Source organism: Microbacterium sp. JZ70 (assembly GCF_053903225.1).
This window is the reverse complement of sequence record NZ_CP096405.1, coordinates 734059-752413: the sequence shown is the minus strand read 5'-3', so window position 1 is coordinate 752413 and position 18355 is coordinate 734059. Positions and strand designations below refer to the sequence as shown.

Genomic DNA, 18355 nt, shown 5'->3' with positions numbered 1-18355 from the left:
CCTGTTACGCGCGGTTCCGACCACCGCCGCCGCGCGCCCTACGCTGAGTCGGTGACCAAGACACTGCGCGCCCTCTCGGGCCTCGCCGGCGTGATCGCCGTGCTCGCCCTGGCCTCCTGTGCAAGCCCCGCGTCCGAGCAGCCGGCCGAGTCGGCACCGGCCGAGACCCCTGCGGCCGAGACGGTCGTCGACGGCGCGTGCGCCGACGACGAGGGCATCTCGCTCATCGTCGACAGCACCGCGCTCGAGGGCGGCGAGCGCAACGAGCGCTGCGTCCTCGCGGACGAGCCGCAGGTCGCGGCCGACGTCCTGGCCGAGGCCGGCGTCGAGACCGAGGGCACGGAGGAGTACGGCGACGAGGTGCTCTGCCGCGCGGACGGCCTGCCGTCGGCGACCGAGCCGGTCGGCTCGACCGAGGACCCGGCGTACGTCGAGGAGTGCGCGTCGATGCCCGCCGCGTTCGCCTACTGGTCGATCTGGATCCAGCCCGCCGACGGCGAGTGGGGGTACGCGATGGAGGGCTTGTCGACCCAGGAGGTCGCACCGGGCGAGAGCCTCGAGCTCCTCTTCACGCTGGACGGCGCACCCGCGGCACCGTGACCACGCGATCCGCGGCGGTGAGGACCGCGGCCGTCGTGGCCGCGGGCTTCATCGTCGTCCGGATCGTCTACCGCATCCTCTTCCACGGCGCCGACGGCGACGGCGCCGTGCTCTGGGCGCTGCCCGAGCTGCGCCTCCCGCCGCCCTTCGCGCATGTGCGCCTGCTCGGCGAGGTCACGGCGGATGGCCTGGCGGACGCCGCGCTGAGCGCGGTTCCGATCGCGCTCGTCATCCTCGGGATCGGCGTGCTCACGGCGCTCGTCGACGTGCCGCGCCTCCTCGCGCACGGCGCGCGCGGGCGCTTCCTCGGCGGAATCTGCCGCGCCCTCGCCATCGCGTGGGCCACCGTTCCCTCTCTCGCCGACGCTGTCCGCGCCGCGCGGTTCGCCCAGCGACTGCGGGACGAGCGGAACGCCGCGCGCCTCCTCGCGCCCGTGCTCGAGCGCGCCCTCGAGCGCGCGACCGCGCTGAGCGCGGCACTCGAGCTCCGCGGCTACGCGGGCCGGCCATCCCCCGCGGCACGCGCCGAGACGGCCGTCCTGCTCGATGGCGTCCGCGCGGGGTTCGGCCCCGTCGAGGTCGTGCGCGTCGATGCGCTCTCGCTGCCGCGGGCATCCGTCGTCTGCCTCTCGGGGCCGACCGGCGCCGGCAAGTCGACGCTCCTGCGGCTCATCGCGGGGCTCCACACGCACGTCGACGGCGGATGGATGGCGGGACGCGCGGAGGTCGTCGGCCGCGACCGCAGCGCGGTGCCGCCGCGCGACCTCGCGCGAGACATCGGCGTCGTGCTGCAGCAGCCCCGGCAGGCGTTCGCGGCGGCTCGCGTGGCCGACGAGATCGGCTTCACCCTCGAGCTGCGCGGCGTCTCCGCAGCGGACAGTCGCAAGAAGGTCGCCGACGTCGCGGAGCGGATGGGCATCGCGCACCTCCTCGAGCGCCCCGTCCGCGGGCTCTCGGCGGGCGAGGCGACCCTCGTCGCCCTCGCATCGGCCATCGTCGACGACCCGGCGCTCCTCCTCGTCGACGAGCCGCTCGCCGACCTCGACGCCGACTTCCGCGGCCGGATCGTCGCGCTCCTCGACGCGCTCGCCCATCGCGACGGCATGTGCGTCGTCGTCGCCGAGCACCGGATGGCCGAGCTCGCGTCGATGGCCGACCTCTCGCTGCGGATCGAGGATGGGACGGCGGGGCCTGCCGACCTCCCTTCCGGCCCCGAGCGAAGCAGAGCGCCGCGCCGCACGCCGCCGCCCGCAGGCGTCGTGGCCCTCGCGGCCCACGACGTCACCGTGCGACGCGGGACGCGCATCGCCGTCGACGAGGCGAGCCTCGAGCTGCACGCGGGCGAGGTGCTCGTGCTGACCGGCCCCAACGGGGCGGGCAAGTCGAGCCTCCTCGAGGCGCTCGCGACCGGAGCGCCCGGGGTCGCGGCCGCGGGCGGCGCGCGCCGCGGCGTCGCGCTCGTCCCCGATGCGTCCGACGACCTCCTCCTGCGCGACACGGTCGCCGCGGAATGCCGCGCGGCCGACCGGCGCTTCCGCCCCGCGCAGCCCACCGCCGAGCGGCTCGCGGCGTTCCTCGGCCTCGAGCCCGGGGCGCCGACATTCACGCGCATCCTCCGCACGCACCCGCGAGATCTGTCCGCGGGGCAGCGGCGCTGCCTGGCCATCGCCCTCCAGACCGCGCGCAGCCCGAGGGCGCTGCTCATCGACGAGCCGACGCGTGGGCTCGATCCCGCGGCCCGCGCACTCGTCGCACGCGCCGTGCTCGCCGAGGCCGACGCCGGGGTCGGCGTGCTGCTCGCGACGCACGACGCGGCGTTCGCGGAGCTCGTCGCGGACCGCCGGCTGGCGATCGCGGACGGGCGCGTGGGTGTGCCGGGGACGGAGGGGGACGGCGTTTCGGCTCGCTCCGCTCGCTCAACGACCGGGGGCAGCGCCGGAAGCAGGGTGCGGTTCTCGACGACGGGTCACGACGTTTCGACTCGCTCCGCTCGCTCAACGACCAGGGGCAGGTCGCTCCTCGTTCTCGCCAACCTCGTCGCGGCGGGGGCCTTCCTGTGGCCCCTCTTCGCGAGCGCCCTCCCGACCGAGGCCCAGGCCGCCGTCCCGTACGTGGCGGTCGCCGTCGCGCCGCTCGCGGTCATCGCCGTGCTCGCCCTCCTCGACGGCTCGGTGCGCTCCGCCCACACGCTCGCGCACCTGGCCGTCCTCGGCGCCGTGGGCGCGGCCATCCGCATCGTCGGGACGGGCGTCGGCGGCGTCGAGGCGCTGTTCGTGCTGCTCATCCTCGCGGGCCGCGTGCTCGGGGCGCGCTTCGGCCTGCTGCTGGGCGCCGTGTCGATCGGGATGTCGGCGCTGCTCTGGGGAGGCGTCGGCCCGTGGCTGCCGTTCCAGATGTTCGCGTGCGGATGGGTCGCGGCGGGCGCGGGGCTCCTCCCCCGCCGCGTGCGCGGACGGGCCGAGATCGCGATGCTGTGCGTCTACGGCGTCGCGGCGTCGTACGCCTTCGGGCTCATCATGAACATGTGGTTCTGGCCGTTCGCGGTCGGGGCCGGCACGGGAGCGTCCTACGCGCCCGGGGCGCCGCTCGCCGAGAACCTCGCGAGCTTCCTCGTGTACTCGCTCGTGACCTCCACGCTGAGCTGGGACACGCTGCGGGCGATCACGACCGTCGTCGGGCTCGCCCTCGTCGGCACCGCCTGCCTGCGCGCGCTGCGGCGGGCGAAGCCGGCCGTCACACCGAGAAGTACTTCGCTTCCGGGTGGTGGAAGACGAACGCGTCCGTCGACTGCTCGGGATGCAGCTGCAGCTCCTCGCTGAGCTCGACGCCCATCCGCTCGGGCCGCAGCAGCTCGACGACCTTGCGGCGGTCCTCCATGTCGGGGCACGCGGGGTAGCCGAGCGAGAACCGCGCGCCCCGGTACTCGAGCTTGAACAGCCCCTCGGTGCTCGTCGGGTCCTCGGCCGAGAACCCCAGCTCGTCGCGGATGCGCGCATGCCAGAACTCGGCGAGCGCCTCGGTGAGCTGCATGACGAGGCCGTTCAGCTCGTAGTAGTCGCGGTACCGGTTCTCGGCGAACATCCGCGCGGTCACCTCGTCGATCCTCGCGCCCGCGGTCACGAGCTGCACGGGCAGCACGTCGACCTCGCCCGATGCGCGTGCGCGCACGAAGTCAGACAGGCACAGGTGCCGATCACGGCGCTGGCGCGGGAAGTGGAAGCGCAGCCGGTCGGAGCCGACCGACCCGCCCGAGCCTCCGTCGGGCGCGAGCAGCCCCGCGCGGCCGATGCGGCCATCCGGATCTTCTCCGTGATGGAGCACGACGAGGTCGTCGCCCTCCGAGACGACGGGGAAGTACCCGTACGCGACCGACGGATCGAGCATGCCCTCCGCGAGGATGCGGTCGAGCCAGTACCGCAGGCGCGGCCGACCCTCGCGCTCGACGAGCTGTTCGTACGACAGTCCGTCGTCGCCGCGACCGGGCTTCAGCCCCCACTGGCCCATGAAGGTCGCGCGCTCGTCGAGGAAGGCCGCGAAGTCAGCCAGCGCGATGCCGCGCACGATTCGCGTGCCCCAGAACGGCGGCGCCGGCACGGGGTTGTCGGCCGCGACGTCGGAGCGCTCGGGCATGCTCTCCGGCTCGGTGAGCGTGAGAGCGGCGCCCTTGCGGTGGATGCGCTTCTTGAGGGGCGGGAGGCCCACCTCGTCGGGCGAGGCGCCGCGCGCGATCGCGACGAGCGGCTCCATGAGGGCGAGGCCCTCGAACGCGTCCTTCGCATAGCGCACCTCGCCCTCGAACAGGCTCGCGAGGTCGTCCTCGACATAGGCGCGCGTGAGCGCCGCACCGCCGAGGATGACCGGCCAGCGCCTCGCAAGGCCCCGCGCCTGCAGCTCCTCGAGGTTCTCCTTCATGACGACCGTCGACTTCACGAGCAGGCCGCTCATGCCGATCACGTCGGCGTCGTGCTCCTCGGCCGCGGCGATGATGTCGGCGATCGGCTGCTTGATGCCGAGGTTGATCACCTCGTACCCGTTGTTCGTGAGGATGATGTCGACGAGGTTCTTGCCGATGTCGTGCACGTCTCCGCGCACGGTCGCGAGGACGATGCGGCCCTTGCCCGCGTCGTCGCTCTTCTCCATGTGCGGCTCGAGCAGCGCGACGGCGGTCTTCATGACCTCGGCCGACTGCAGCACGAACGGCAGCTGCATCTGGCCCGACCCGAAGCGCTCGCCGACAACCTTCATGCCCTCGAGCAGGTGGTCGTTGATGATGCCGAGTGCGGTCATCCCCTCGGCGCGCGCGAGGTCGAGGTCCTCCTCGAGCCCCTTGAGCTCGCCGTCGATGATCCGCCGCTGGAGCCGCTCTCCCGTGGGCAGCGCGGCGAGCTCGGCCGCGCGCTGGTCGCGGAGGGCGGCGCTGTCGACGCCCGCGAAGAGGTCGAGCATGCGGGCGAGCGGGTCGTAGGTCAGGGTGCCGTCGGCGTCGTACGCGCGGCGGTCCCAGACGAGATCGAGCGCGACCTGGCGCTGCTCCTCCGGGATCGACGCGAGCGGCACGATCTTCGCGGCGTCGATGATGCCCGAGTCGAGACCCGCCTGCGACGCCTCGTGCAGGAACACCGAGTTCAGCACCGAGCGGGCGGCCGGGTTGAGCCCGAACGAGACGTTCGAGACGCCCAGCGTCGTGTGGATGCCGGGGTACTTCGCGACGAGGGCGCGGATGGCCTCGATCGTCTCGATCGCATCGCGCCGGGTCTCCTCCTGGCCGGTCGCGATCGGGAAGGTGAGGCAGTCGACGATGATGTCGGAGACCTTCATGCCCCACTCGCCGACGAGCTCGTCGACGAGGCGCGAGGCGATGCGGAGCTTGTCCTCCGCGGTGCGCGCCTGCCCCTGCTCGTCGATCGTGAGCGCGATCACGGCCGCGCCGTGCTCCTTGACGAGCGGCATGATGCGCCCGAAGCGCGAGGTCGGGCCGTCGCCGTCCTCGTAGTTGACCGAGTTCACGACAGGGCGACCGCCGATGAGCTCGAGACCGGCCTGGATGACGGCGGGCTCGGTCGAGTCGACGACGAGCGGCAGGGTGGAGGCCGAGGCGAAGCGCGAGACGATCTCGCGGATGTCGGCGACGCCATCGCGCCCGACGTAGTCGACGCACACGTCGAGCAGGTGCGCGCCGACGCGGATCTGCGAGCGCGCGATCTCGACGCAGTCGTCCCACCGGCCCTCGAGCATCGCCTCGCGGAACGCCTTCGACCCGTTGGCGTTCGTGCGCTCGCCGATCGCGAGGTAGGACGCGTCCTGGTCGAAGGGCACGTGCTGATAGAGCGAGGCGACGCCGGGCTCGATCTGCGCCGACCGCTCGGCGGCGGATGCCCCGCGCAGCCGGTCGACGACGGCCTGCATGTGCTCGGGCGTCGTGCCGCAGCATCCGCCGACGAGGCCGAGGCCGAACTCCCGTACGAACTGCTCGTGCGCCGTGGCGAGCTCGGCGGGCGTGAGGGGGTAGTGCGCGCCATCGGCCGTGAGCACGGGAAGGCCGGCGTTCGGCATGCACATGACCGTGACGGGCGAGTGCTTGGAGAGGTGCCGCAGGTGCTCGCTCATCTCCTGCGGCCCCGTCGCGCAGTTCAGGCCGATCGCGTCGACGCCGAGCGGTGCGAGAGCCGTGAGCGCGGCGCCGATCTCCGACCCCATGAGCATGGTGCCGGTCGTCTCGACGGTCACCTCCACGAAGATCGGCAGGCGGATGCCGCGGGCGACGATCGCCTGCTTGCACGCGTTCACGGCGGCCTTCGTCTGGAGCAGGTCCTGCGACGTCTCGATGAGGAGGGCGTCGGCGCCGCCGTCGATCAGGCCCTCGGCCTGCTGCGCGAAGGTCTCCTTGAGGTGCGCGTAGGTCGTGTGCCCGAGCGAGGGCAGCTTCGTGCCCGGCCCCATCGACCCGAGGACCCAGCGCATCCGGCCATCCGCCGCCTCCGCCGCATCCACCCGCTCGCGCGCGATGCGGGCGCCCGCCTCGGCGAGCTCGTGGATGCGGTCGTCGATGTCGTAGTCGGAGAGGTTCGACCAGTTGGCGCCGAAGGTGTTCGTCTCGATCGCGTCGATGCCGGTCGCGAGGTAGTCGTCGTGGATGCGGCCGACCATGTCGGGGCGCGAGACGTTGAGGATCTCGTTGCAGCCCTCGAGCCCCTGGTAGTCGTCGAGCGTCGGCTCGTATCGCTGCAGCATCGTGCCCATCGCGCCGTCGGCGATGACGACGCGCGTCGCGAGCGCGTCGCGCAGCGCCTGCGCGCGGGGCGCGTAGGGGATCCCGTCGATGTCGAGGGGGTGGCGGAGCGAGGGGGTCGGCACGGGGTCGATCTTAGGGCGCGGGCGCAGGCCAGACCGTTGACAGCTCGACCGACGACGTGGTGAAATTCCTTTACCCGAAACAGGTGTTCCATATTATGGAACTTTCATCATCCCTCTCCCCTGACGACGAAGTCGAGGAAAGAAGCGTCCATGTCGACCGAAGAGTACGTCCACATCCCGAGCCGCGCCTCCGAGGGGCTCGCGAACCCGCCATCCGCCACCTTCGCCGTCCAGGCCGGCATCAGCCCGCGCCTCTACAACAGCGACCTCGCGCCCACGACGCGCGAGGGCCGCCACTGGAGCGCCTACAGCATCTTCACCCTCTGGGCCAACGACGTGCACAGCCTCGGCAACTACGCGTTCGCGATCGGCCTGTTCGCGCTCGGGCTGAGCGGCGGCGCGATCCTCGGGGCACTCGCGTTCGGGGCGCTCTTCCTCTTCCTGCTCCTGACGCTGTCGGGGTTCATGGGCGAGAAGACGGGCGTGCCCTTCCCCGTCATGAGCCGCATCGCCTTCGGCGTGCACGGCGCGCAGATCCCCGGCCTGCTCCGCGGCATCGTCGCGATCGCGTGGTTCGGCATCCAGACGTACCTCGCGTCGCAGGTGCTGCAGGTCGTCATCATCGCGGTCGCGCCCGGAGCGGTCGCACTGCAGGCCGGATCCTTCCTCGGCCTGTCGGCCCTCGGGTGGATCACGTTCCTCGCCCTGTGGGCGATCCAGGTCGTCATCGTCAGCTACGGCATGGAGATGATCCGCAAGTACGAGGCGTGGGCCGGGCCGATCATCCTCGGCACCTTCGTCGTCCTCGCCGTCTGGGTGCTCATCCAGAGCGGGTTCCAGATCGACTGGGCGCCGCTCGGCACCGCCGAGGGCGGCGAGCTCTGGCTCACGATGCTCGGCGCGGCGTCGCTGTGGGTCTCGATCTACGGCACCTTCGTGCTCAACTTCTGCGACTTCACGCGCGGCGCGAAGTCGCGCGCGGCCGTCGTCAAGGGCAACTTCTGGGGCATCCCGATCAACATGCTGTTCTTCGGCGCGATCGTCGTCGTGCTCTCGGGCGGCACGTTCCGCCTGAACGGCACGCTCATCACCTCGCCCGCCGACGTCGTCGCGGCCATCCCGAACACCTTCCTGCTCGTGCTCGCCTCGCTCGCGCTCATCGCCCTCACGATCGCGGTGAACCTCATGGCGAACTTCGTCGCCCCGACCTACGCGTTCACGAACCTCCTGCCGCGTCACCTGGACTTCCGCAAGGCGGCCATCCTGTCGGCCGTGATCGGCCTCGCGATCCTGCCGTGGAACCTCTACAACTCGCCCGTCGTGATCAACGTCTTCCTGGGCGGCCTCGGCGCCCTGCTCGGCCCGCTCTTCGGCATCATCATGGTCGACTACTGGATCATCCGCCGGCAGCGGATCAACGTGCCCGAGCTGTACTCGACCTCGCCGGTCGGCGAGTACGCGTACACCCGCGGCTTCAACCCGCGCGCCGTCATCGCCCTCGCGATCTCGGGCGCGATCTCGCTCCTGTTCACGTTCCTGCCCGCGTTCGCCGCGGTCCGCGACTTCTCGTGGTTCTTCGCCGCCGGACTCGCCGCGGTCGTGTACGCCGTGATCGCCGATCGCCGCGGGCCCTTCCACGATGTCGCCGGCACCGACATCGCCGTCACGCCGACCCACTGATCGCCCCGGAAGAAGGAGCACCGACATGCGCATTCTCGTCGCGAACGTGAACACGACGGAGTCGATGACCGAGGGCATCGCGGAGGCGGCGCGCTCGGCCGCCTCTCCGGGCACCGAGATCATCGGCCTCACCCCCGACTTCGGCGCCGAGTCGTGCGAGGGGAACGTGGAGAGCTACCTCGCTGCGATCGCCGTGATGGACAAGGTGACGCGGTACGAGGGCCCGTACGACGCCGTGATCCAGGCAGGGTACGGCGAGCACGGGCGCGAAGGACTCCAGGAGCTCCTCGACGTGCCCGTCGTCGACATCACGGAGGCCGCGGCGTCGACCGCGATGTACGTCGGCCGTTCGTACTCGGTCATCACGACGCTCGACCGGGCGGTCCCGCTCATCGAGGACCGGCTCGTCCTCGCCGGGCTGCACGATCGGTGCGCCTCGGTGCGGTCGTCGGGCCTCGGCGTGCTCGAGCTCGAGTCCGACCCCGCCCGCGCGGTCGAGGCGATCGCGGCGGAGGCGCAGCGCGCCGTCGAGCAGGACCGCGCGGAGGTCATCGTGCTCGGATGCGGCGGGATGGCCGAGCTGAAGGACCGCGTCGTGCAGCTGTGCGGGGTGCCCGTCGTGGACGGCGTGCAGGCGGCGGTCGCGGTCGCGGAGGGCCTCGTGCGCCTCGGCCTTCGCACGTCCAAGGTGCGCACCTACGCCCCGCCGCGCCCCAAGCGCGTCACCGGGTTCGCCGCGCTCGCACGCTGACGAGGGGGGCCGAACGACGGGCCCTCCGCGTCAGACGCGGAGGGCCCGTTCCCATTGTTCGTGATTAACCGATTGACCATCTCCACCGAGACCTGCTAACGTCCTGCTCAACCGATTAACCACCAATGACGGGGTGACGATGAGCCGACGAGGGTTCTACCGACCGGACGGAGCCTGGGTGGGGGACGTGATCCCCTGGCAGGAGGATGGCGTCTTCCATCTCTTCTACCTTCACGAAGAGCGCCGCGAACCGAAGACCGGAATGCCGTGGCTGCGCATCGAGACGACGGACCTCGTCGAGTTCTCAGAGAAGGGCGTCGCACTCGCCTCGGGTGGGCCGGACGCGGCAGACTTCAACGTCTACACCGGCAGCATCGTCCGCGACGAGAGCGGCCTCCACCACGCGTTCTACACGGGTCAGAACCCGGCCGTACTCGGATCCGACGGCCTTCCCGTCCAGGTCGTCATGCATGCGACGAGCGCAGACGGCATGCGCACGTGGCAACGGCACCCCGACGACGCCTTCGGCGCAACGCCCGGCTACGAGACCTCGGACTGGCGCGATCCGTTCGTGTTCCGCGACCACGAGGCCGGCCTCTGGCGCATGCTCATCACGGCTCGCCACGACAGCGGGCCGCGGCGCCGACGGGGCGTCATCGCGCAGTGCGTCTCGCACGACCTGCGCGCGTGGCAACCCGCAGCGCCGTTCTGGGACCCGCGGCGCTTTCTCGCGCACGAGTGTCCCGAGGTGTTCCAGTGGGGGGACTGGTGGTACCTCGTCTCGTCGGAGTTCAGCGAGTCGTTCACCACCCGGTACCGGATGGCCCGGAGCCTCGACGGCCCGTGGCTGGTACCCGAGCACGACACGCTCGACGGACGGGCCTACTACGCGGCCAAGTCGGCCGAGCGAGACGGACGACGCCTCTTCTTCGGCTGGATCGCGACGCGCGAAGGCGCGTGCGACGACGGCGCGTGGCAGTGGGCCGGCACGCTTTCGGTGCTCGAGGCGGAGCAGCGGATGGACGGCACGCTCGCCTTCCATCCGCCCGCCGAGCTGCGCAGCGCCTACTCCACCGGGTCGACGGGGGTCGTCATGCACGCTGAGACGCTCGCCGCACCCGACGGCTATCAGCACATCCTCTCGCACGAGGACGCCCCTGACGCCTTCCGAGTCACTGCTCAGTTCGAGATCAGCGAAGGCACGACGGAGTGCGGCATGCTCCTGCGGACGAGCGCCGACGGCGACGCCGGCTACGCCATCCGCGTGGAGCCTCGACGCAACCGCCTCGTCTTCGACCGCTGGCCGAGGCGCCGCACGGGCGGCGAGCAATGGCAGATCTCGGGCGACGTCCCGTTCGCGGTCGAGCTCGAGCGGCCGTGCACCGTCGACCCGGGCGCGCACGTGCTCGACGTCCTCGTCGACGGCGACATCTGCGTCGCGACCCTCGACGACGCAACGGTGCTCAGCACGCGCATCTACGACCGCACCTCGGGCCGCGTGGGCTTCTTCGTCGGCGAAGGGTCCGCACTCCTGCACGAACTCACCGTCCGCGTCCCCGAGTCCACCGCCTCTGCGGATCGCCGCGAGAACCTCCTCTCCCTCGGCCGCTGAGCCGACGCCCGCCCACACCCGATCGATCAGTCAATGGAGATGACGACCATGTCCCGCCCTCACCGCAGCGCGGCGCTGCTCGCCGGCCTCGCCGCTTCCGCTCTCGCCCTCGCCGGCTGCTCCGGCACGACCGCCTCCTCCGATCCCGCCGACGTCGACCCCGACGGCGAGATCGTCGCCCGCGAGATCTCGTGGCTCCTCTCCCGACCAGCAGACGGCGGCGTGATCACGGCCATGCAGCAGATCGCCGACGAGTACGCCGATGAGCACCCCGGGTTCGCCCTGAACCTCATCACGACACCGGACCGCCCCTCGTACATCCAGAAGTACGAGACGCTCGCCGCGGCGAACAAGCTGCCCGAGCTGTTCGACACCGATGCGACGCCGTTCGCGCAGAAGCTCGCCGATCAGGGTCGCATGGTCGACGTGGAACTGCTCCTCGAGGATCTCGGGCTCGCCGACGACTACCGCGAGGCCGCCCTCGCCTACCAGCGGTTCGACGACGGGTCGCTGTACATGGTGCCGTTCGAGTTCCAGCTCGAGTTCTTCTGGTACAACACCGATCTCTTCGCCGAGGCGGGCGTCCAGGTGCCCGCCACACTCGACGACTTTCCGCAGATGTGCGAGCAGCTGAGCGCCGCCGGCATCACACCGATCGCCCTCGACGGGGCGGACCAGTGGCCGCTCGAGCGCTACCTGGCCTACTACCCGTTCCGGATGGCCGGGCCCGAGTACGTTCAGGACCTCAAGAACGGCGACGCGTCGTTCGCCGACCCGGCGGGTCGCGCCGCTGCCGAGTGGATGCACGCACTCGGCGAGGCCGGCTGCTTCGCCGACGGCTTCTCCTCGACCGGATACGCGGACGCGCAGGCGCTCTTCACCTCGGGGCGCGCGGCCATCTACAACATCGGGACCTGGGAGCTCGGCAACCTCGCGACCGATGCCCTCGACCCGGCGGTGCGAGACGCCGTCGACTACTTCACGCTGCCGACGATCGACGGGGCGGTGACGGCCGAGAACGAGTACGTGACGCCGTCGGGCATCGGGATGGCCGTGAACGCGAAGACGTACGACCCGCTCGTCCGCGACTTCCTCGCGTTCGCGCTTGAGCGCTACCCCGAGGTCTACGCGGCCACGGGCGCACTGTCTCCGACGACGACCTCCGAGACGGCCATCCCCGAGGGCGCCACCGACCTGTACACGCGCGCGGTCGAGCAGGCCGACGGCGTCGGCGAGGCCATCGCGATGCCGTGGGACACGCAGCTCGATCCCGCGACGAACACGCGCCTCCAGCAGGAGCTGACGCTGCTCGTACAGGGCGAGATCACCCCGGACCAGTTCATCGAGACGATGGACGCGACCCTCGCGGAGAACCTCGATGGCTGAGACGGCTCGGTCCGGGGCGAGCGTACGCCGCCCGTCCCGGCCCCGCCCGACGATGCGGACGTCCATGCTGCCGCGCCGCTCGGCGCTCTCGGTCGCGGTGTTCCTCGTCCCGCCGTTGCTGCTCTACGGCGTCGCTGTGCTGCTGCCGATCATCCAGTCGCTCGTCCTCAGTCTGTTCCGCTGGGACGGGATCACCGACATGGTCTTCGTCGGCGTCGACAACTACGTCAAGATGCTCACGCGTGACGACGTGTTCTGGACGTCGTTCGGAAACGCGCTCGGCTACCTCGCGATCTGCCTCGTGCTGCAGCTGGGCGGCGCGCTCGCGGTCGCCGGGCTGCTCACCGCGCTGCCGCGCGCCCGGGAGCTCGTGAAGACGCTCTACCTGCTGCCTGCCGTGATCTCGACCGTCGCGATCGCCTTCCTCTTCCAGCGCATCTACTCGCTGGACCCGGTCGGCCTCCTCAACCAGGCGCTCGCGTGGCTCGGTCTCGAAGACCTTCAATCCGCGTGGCTCTCGGACGTCCAGACCGTGCTCGCTGCGGTCTCGATCCCCGAGGGATGGCGCTTCACCGGCCTGTACATGCTGATCATCTACGCGGCCCTGATCGCGGTCCCGCGCGAGCTCGAGGAGGCCGCTCGTCTCGACGGCGCCTCCTGGTGGCAGACCTTCTGGCGCATCCGCTTCCCGTATATCCGCCCCGTCTGGATCACCACGACGATCATGGCGACGACCTTCGCCCTGCGGGGGTTCGATATCCCCTACCTCCTGACGGGAGGAGGTCCGGGGCAGGCCTCCGAGCTCCTGACGACGTACATGTACAAGACCGCGTTCGTGCACACGGACTACGGGTACGCGAGCGCGATCTCGGTCTTCATCGTCGTCGAGTGCCTCGTCGCCGTCGGCCTCATCATCCTCCTGCTCCGTCGAAGGGACGACTCGTGACCGCTCCCGCCCTCATCCGACCTCCGGAGACCGCCGTGACCGAACCGCCGCGCGATCGCGCGCGGAGCCCGCGCACGCAGCGACTCCCGATCCACCGCGCACTGCTGAGCGTCACGGTCGCCCTGATCGTGGTCGTGCAGGTCTACCCGCTCGCCTGGCTGTTCGTGACGAGCTTCCGCACGGCGTCCGACTTCGCGGGAGGCAACCCGTTCGCCCTGCCGTCGGCGTACACGCTCGAGAACTACGAGCGGGCGTTCGCGACCGGCGACCTGTGGCTGAACATCCTCAACAGCCTCATCGTGACGCTCGGCTCGAGCGCGCTCATCGTGATCGCCGGGATGATGGCGGCGTACTCCCTGCAGGTGCTCGGCTTCCGCTTCAGCGGGCTCGTGCGCTCGCTGTTCCTCCTCGGCATCATCGTGCCGGTCCAGATCGCGCTCGTTCCGCTGTTCATCGACTACTCGCAAGTGGGCCTGCTCGACACCCATATGTCGATGATCATTCCGCTCGCGGCGTTCTCTCTGCCGATGTCGGTGTACCTGTTCTCCTCCTTCTACGAGTACATCCCGCGAGAGATGTACGAGGCCGCCTCACTCGACGGAGCGGGCCCGTATCGGATCTTCGCGAAGATCACCTTCCCCCTCTCCGCGAACACGATCATCACGGTCGTCCTCGTGAACAGCATCTTCATCTGGAACGACTTCATCTTCGCGAACACGTTCGTGCTGTCGGATGGTCTCAAGACCATCCCGCTCGGCCTGCAGAATTACATCGGGGCGATGGGCAACACCGACTGGACAGCGACGTTCGCCGCCGTGTGCGTCACGGTGACTCCGCTGCTCCTCGTGTTCCTCGTGCTCAACAAGGCGATGATCAGCGGACTCGAGAGCGGAGCGACCAAGGGATGACGACCACCGACCACGGGCGCTCGCCGGTCACCATGAGAGACGTCGCCAGGGCCGCAGGCGTCTCGGTGGCGACCGTCTCCCACGTCGTGAATGACAAGCCCGGCGCGCGCATCGGCGAAGACGCCCGCCGCCGCGTGCAAGAGGCCGTGCTCGAACTCGGCTACCGTCCGAACGCCCTCGCGAAGACCCTGTCGCAAGGCTCCTCGCGCTTCATCGGCCTCGTCGCCGATGCGATCGCGACGACGCCGTTCGCCGGCCAGATCATCCACGGCGCACAGGACGAGGCCTGGAAGCACGGCTATGTGCTGCTCGTCGCCAACACCGACGGCAACACCGCCGCCGAGACGGACGCGATCGCCATGATGCTCGAGCACCAGGTGCAGGGCATCCTCTACTCGACCTGGTACCACCGCGAGATCGTCGTCCCGGAGACCCTCCGCCAGACCGACACCGTGCTCGTCGACTGCTTCGCGCCGGGCAGCGGCCTCCCCGCGGTCGTGCCGGACGAGGAGCAGGGCGGCCGCACGGCCACCGAGGTTCTGCTCGCAGCGGGGCACACGAGGATCGCCTTCATCAACACGACCACGCCCTCGCCCGCTCAGAGCGGACGCCTGGCGGGCTACCGCGCAGCCCTCGAGGCGGCCGGCGTCCCCTTCGACGACGCGCTCGTCCTCCCCGCGGCGCCCGAGCAGGAGGGCGGCTACGCGTCCACGCGGCAGGTCCTCGCGTCACAGGCGACAGCGGTGTTCTGTCACAACGACCGCGTGGCGATGGGCCTCTATGACGGACTCCGCGAACACGGACGACGCGTGCCGGAGGACATCGCCGTGATGGGGTTCGACAACCAGGAGGTCATCGCCGCGCACCTCCGACCGCCCCTGTCGACGGTCGCCCTCCCGCACTACGAGCTGGGGGCCGCCGGCGTGCGGGTTCTGCTCGGCATCGACGAGGCGGCCGACGGAGTGCGCCGCATCGCCTGCCCTCCCGTCGCCCGCGCGTCGATCGCGGAGCCTCGGTCATGATCCGCGTCCCTCGTCCGGCGTTCCACCTCACGCCGAGGCGCAACTGGATGAACGACCCCAACGGCCTGGTCCATCACAGCGGCCTCTGGCATGCCTACTTCCAGTACAACCCCGAGTCGTCCGACTGGGGCAACATGAGCTGGGGCCACGCGTCCAGCACGGATCTCGCGCACTGGACCGAGCACCCGGTCGCTTTGCGGCACCGGCCGGGTGAACAGATCTTCCCCGGGTCCGTGGTGGCCGAGCAGGACGGCGGCCGGCTCATCGCGCACTACACGAGCGCATACGACGACGGCCGGCAAGCGCAGTCCCGCGCCGTGAGCGACGACGGCGGCCTCACCTGGTCGCCCGACCTCGAGAACCCGGTGCTCGACCGAGGGACGACGTCCTTCCGCGATCCGAAGGTCGTCCGGTTCCCGACGGCCGACGGCCGCGATCGATGGATCCTCGTCGCGGTCGAAGCCGACGCGCGTCAGGTGCTCTTCTACGGGTCCGACGATCTCCGCACGTGGGAGCATCTCAGCTCGTTCGGGCCACTCGGACCCGACGGTGTGGTCTGGGAGTGCCCCGACCTCGTCCCGCTCGCCGTCGACGACGATCCGGATGACATCCGCTGGGTTCTCCTGCTCAGCACGAACCCGGTCGGCGACGATGCCGATCCTCGCGGATCGGCCATGAGCTGGATCGCCGGGACCTTCGACGGGATCGCCTTCACACCCGACACCTGCCAGTTCGCTCGGCTCGACGAGGGACGTGACCTCTACGCCGGCGTCACGTTCGACAGCGCACCAGACGGCGAGGCGGTCATGCTCGCCTGGATGAGCAACTGGCGCTACGCCCATGCCATCCCGTCGTCGCCCTGGCGGGGAGCGATGTCGCTCCCGCGTCGACTCTCGCTCCGCCGAGACTGTCGCGGACGAGTGCGGCTGCGCCAGGAACCCCCGGTCTTCGTGCGTGAGCACCTCGCCGGTACGCCGTCGAAGGTGGTCCTCGCCGCGAGACCATTCGCTGAGCTCGCCCTGACCGGCCACTCCCTGCTCGAGTTGGAGTGGGATCCGCGCACGACCGGTTCTCTGCGCCTGCGGCTCGCGGGCGACGCCGACGCGTTCGCGGAGCTGAGCCACGATCCCGAGACAGCGACCCTCCGCTTCGAGCGCGGCGGCCCCGACGCGGAGGCCGTCCATCCCGACTTCGCATCGGCGTGCACGACCGGGTTGATCGAGGACGGATCGACGCGACGGCTGCTGATCAGCCTCGACGGCCCTCTGCTCGAGGTGTTCGCCGACGACGGCGCGGCGACGATCACACATCTCGTGATGCTCGGGGACGGCCCAGTCGTCGCAAGCCTGCAGACCGAGCGGGCGGGCGCCGTCAGGGCCTCGACCGCCCATCTCGCCGCCGATCGTCCGACCGAGACCCTCGCCGCCGCCCTCGCCTGACCCTGCCCTTCGAACGCCGCCGTCCGCACGCGCCACGGCGGGCGCACCGTTGCGCCCGCGAACACCGAGAGGAATCTGCGATGATGCATCCGATCTCCCGCCGCCGACTCATGCAAGGCGCCGGAGCCGGCGCCCTCGCCCTGCTCGTCGGCTCCGTCGACACAGCGCCTGCGCGCGCGCTGACGTCCCTGCGCGCGATCTACCACCTGACCCCGCCGTCCGGCTGGCTCTGCGATCCCCAGCGTCCCGTCCACGTGGGCGGCGCCTACCACCTGTACTACCTGCATTCCGATGTGAACAATGGGCCAGGCGGATGGAACCACGCAACGACCGTGGATGCGGTGACGTTCACGCACCACGGGACGGTCATGCCGCTGCGGCAGAACGTCCCGGTCTGGTCCGGATCGCTCGTCGTGGACGCGGCGAACACCGCGGGCTTCGGGTCAGGGGCGATCGTCGCGCTCGCGACGCAGCCGACCGACGGCGTGCGCCGTTTCCAGGAGCAGTACCTGTACTGGTCGACGGACGGCGGGTACACGTTCACTCCCCTGCCGGACCCCGTGATCGTCAACCCGGATGGGCGCACGGCGAGCACGCCCGAGGAGATCGCGAACGCGGAATGGTTCCGCGACCCGAAGATCCACTGGGATGCTGCACGGGGCGAGTGGGTGTGCGTGATCGGCCGTGCGCGCTACGCGACCTTCTACACCTCGGCGAACCTGCGCGACTGGCGCCTGCGACGCAACTTCGACTACCCGGACCACGCGCTCGGCGGCATCGAGTGCCCCGACCTCTTCGAGATGACGGCCGACGACGGCTCTCGTCACTGGATCCTCGGCGCGAGCATGGACGCGTACGGCGTCGGACTCCCCATGACCTACGCGTACTGGATGGGCACGTGGGACGGCGAGCAGTTCCTTGCCGACGACCTCACTCCGCAGTGGCTCGACTGGGGCTGGGACTGGTACGGAGCGGTGACGTGGCCGAAGGCGGACGCGCCCGAGACCCGCCGCTATGCGACCGCCTGGATGAACAACTGGAAGTACGCCGCCCGCGATGTGCCGACAGACGCGACCGACGGATACAACGGGCAGAACGCGATCACGCGCGAACTGCGCCTCGTACGCCAGGCCGGCGGCTGGTACAGCCTCCTCAGCAGTCCCGTCGCGACGCTCGCGGAACGCGTGACCTCCGAGACGGCCCTGCCTGATCGGATCGTCGACGGAAGTGTCGTGCTGCCCTGGAGCGGGCGCGCCTACGAACTCGAAGTGGACATCTCGTGGGACTCGGCGACCAACGTCGGCGTCTCGGTCGGGCGCTCCGCAGACGGCGCGCGCCATACGAACATCGGCAAGTACGGCAGCGACCTCTACGTCGACCGCGGGCCGTCCGAGCTCGCGGGGTATGAGCTCGCGCCCTACACGCGGGCAGCTGCGCCGATCGATCCCGCCGCGCGCACGGTGCACCTTCGCATCTTCGTCGACACGCAGAGCGTGGAGGTGTTCGTGAACGCCGGACACACGGTCCTGTCACAGCAGGTCCACTTCACTGAGGGCGACACCGGCATCTCGCTCTACACCGACGGCGGCCCGGCGCGCTTCTCGGGTATCGTCATCCGCTCTTTCGAGGGGAGCTGAAGGCGTGTGCACTAGCGTTG

Annotated in this window: 12 protein-coding genes; 11 read left to right on the top strand and 1 reads right to left on the bottom strand. The window is 70.5% G+C overall.

Annotation, left to right across the window (positions count from 1 at the left end):
* Positions 1–51: 51 nt before the first annotated feature.
* Positions 52–600 carry a hypothetical protein gene (locus tag M1D46_RS03380; protein WP_456286616.1) on the top strand — a complete coding sequence of 183 codons (549 nt, stop codon included), beginning with the start codon at positions 52–54 and terminating at the stop codon, positions 598–600.
* Complete coding sequence (locus tag M1D46_RS03375) at positions 597–3419, top strand: ATP-binding cassette domain-containing protein (RefSeq protein ID WP_456286615.1); 2823 nt, start codon at positions 597–599, stop codon at positions 3417–3419. The genes M1D46_RS03380 and M1D46_RS03375 overlap by 4 nt, the downstream gene beginning before the upstream one ends.
* Here the strand turns inward: M1D46_RS03375 and metH are convergent.
* Positions 3334–6954 (bottom strand): methionine synthase, encoded by a 3621-nt coding sequence (metH, locus tag M1D46_RS03370; RefSeq protein ID WP_271174628.1) that lies wholly within the window; start codon positions 6952–6954, stop codon positions 3334–3336. The two genes, M1D46_RS03375 and metH, sit on opposite strands and share 86 nt — an antisense overlap.
* Before the next feature lie 150 nt (positions 6955–7104).
* Here metH and M1D46_RS03365 point away from each other — a divergent pair, with 150 nt between their 5' ends.
* From M1D46_RS03365 to M1D46_RS03325, 9 genes are all read left to right on the top strand, one after another.
* A complete protein-coding gene (locus M1D46_RS03365) occupies positions 7105–8634 on the top strand; it encodes an NCS1 family nucleobase:cation symporter-1 (RefSeq protein WP_324013056.1) in 1530 nt (509 codons plus the stop codon).
* 25 nt (positions 8635–8659) lie between these two features.
* Positions 8660–9385 carry an aspartate/glutamate racemase family protein gene (locus M1D46_RS03360; RefSeq protein WP_324013058.1) on the top strand — a complete coding sequence of 242 codons (726 nt, stop codon included), beginning with the start codon at positions 8660–8662 and terminating at the stop codon, positions 9383–9385.
* 139 nt (positions 9386–9524) lie between these two features.
* Positions 9525–10997, top strand: coding sequence for a GH32 C-terminal domain-containing protein (locus M1D46_RS03355; protein WP_324013060.1), 1473 nt, complete (start codon positions 9525–9527; stop codon positions 10995–10997).
* A 48-nt stretch (positions 10998–11045) separates the two neighbouring features.
* The gene (locus M1D46_RS03350) at positions 11046–12383 is read left to right on the top strand and encodes an ABC transporter substrate-binding protein (protein WP_456284351.1); all 1338 of its coding nucleotides are present in this window, start codon (positions 11046–11048) and stop codon (positions 12381–12383) included.
* 64 nt (positions 12384–12447) lie between these two features.
* Positions 12448–13329 (top strand): carbohydrate ABC transporter permease, encoded by an 882-nt coding sequence (locus tag M1D46_RS03345; RefSeq protein WP_324013062.1) that lies wholly within the window; start codon positions 12448–12450, stop codon positions 13327–13329.
* Positions 13326–14237 carry a carbohydrate ABC transporter permease gene (locus M1D46_RS03340; protein WP_416383281.1) on the top strand — a complete coding sequence of 304 codons (912 nt, stop codon included), beginning with the start codon at positions 13326–13328 and terminating at the stop codon, positions 14235–14237. The genes M1D46_RS03345 and M1D46_RS03340 overlap by 4 nt, the downstream gene beginning before the upstream one ends.
* Complete coding sequence (locus M1D46_RS03335) at positions 14234–15259, top strand: LacI family DNA-binding transcriptional regulator (protein ID WP_456286614.1); 1026 nt, start codon at positions 14234–14236, stop codon at positions 15257–15259. The genes M1D46_RS03340 and M1D46_RS03335 overlap by 4 nt, the downstream gene beginning before the upstream one ends.
* Complete coding sequence (locus tag M1D46_RS03330) at positions 15256–16698, top strand: glycoside hydrolase family 32 protein (RefSeq protein WP_456286613.1); 1443 nt, start codon at positions 15256–15258, stop codon at positions 16696–16698. Before M1D46_RS03335 ends, M1D46_RS03330 begins: the two co-directional genes overlap by 4 nt.
* Before the next feature lie 80 nt (positions 16699–16778).
* Positions 16779–18335 carry a glycoside hydrolase family 32 protein gene (locus M1D46_RS03325; RefSeq protein WP_456286612.1) on the top strand — a complete coding sequence of 519 codons (1557 nt, stop codon included), beginning with the start codon at positions 16779–16781 and terminating at the stop codon, positions 18333–18335.
* The last annotated feature ends 20 nt before the right edge of the window (positions 18336–18355 follow it).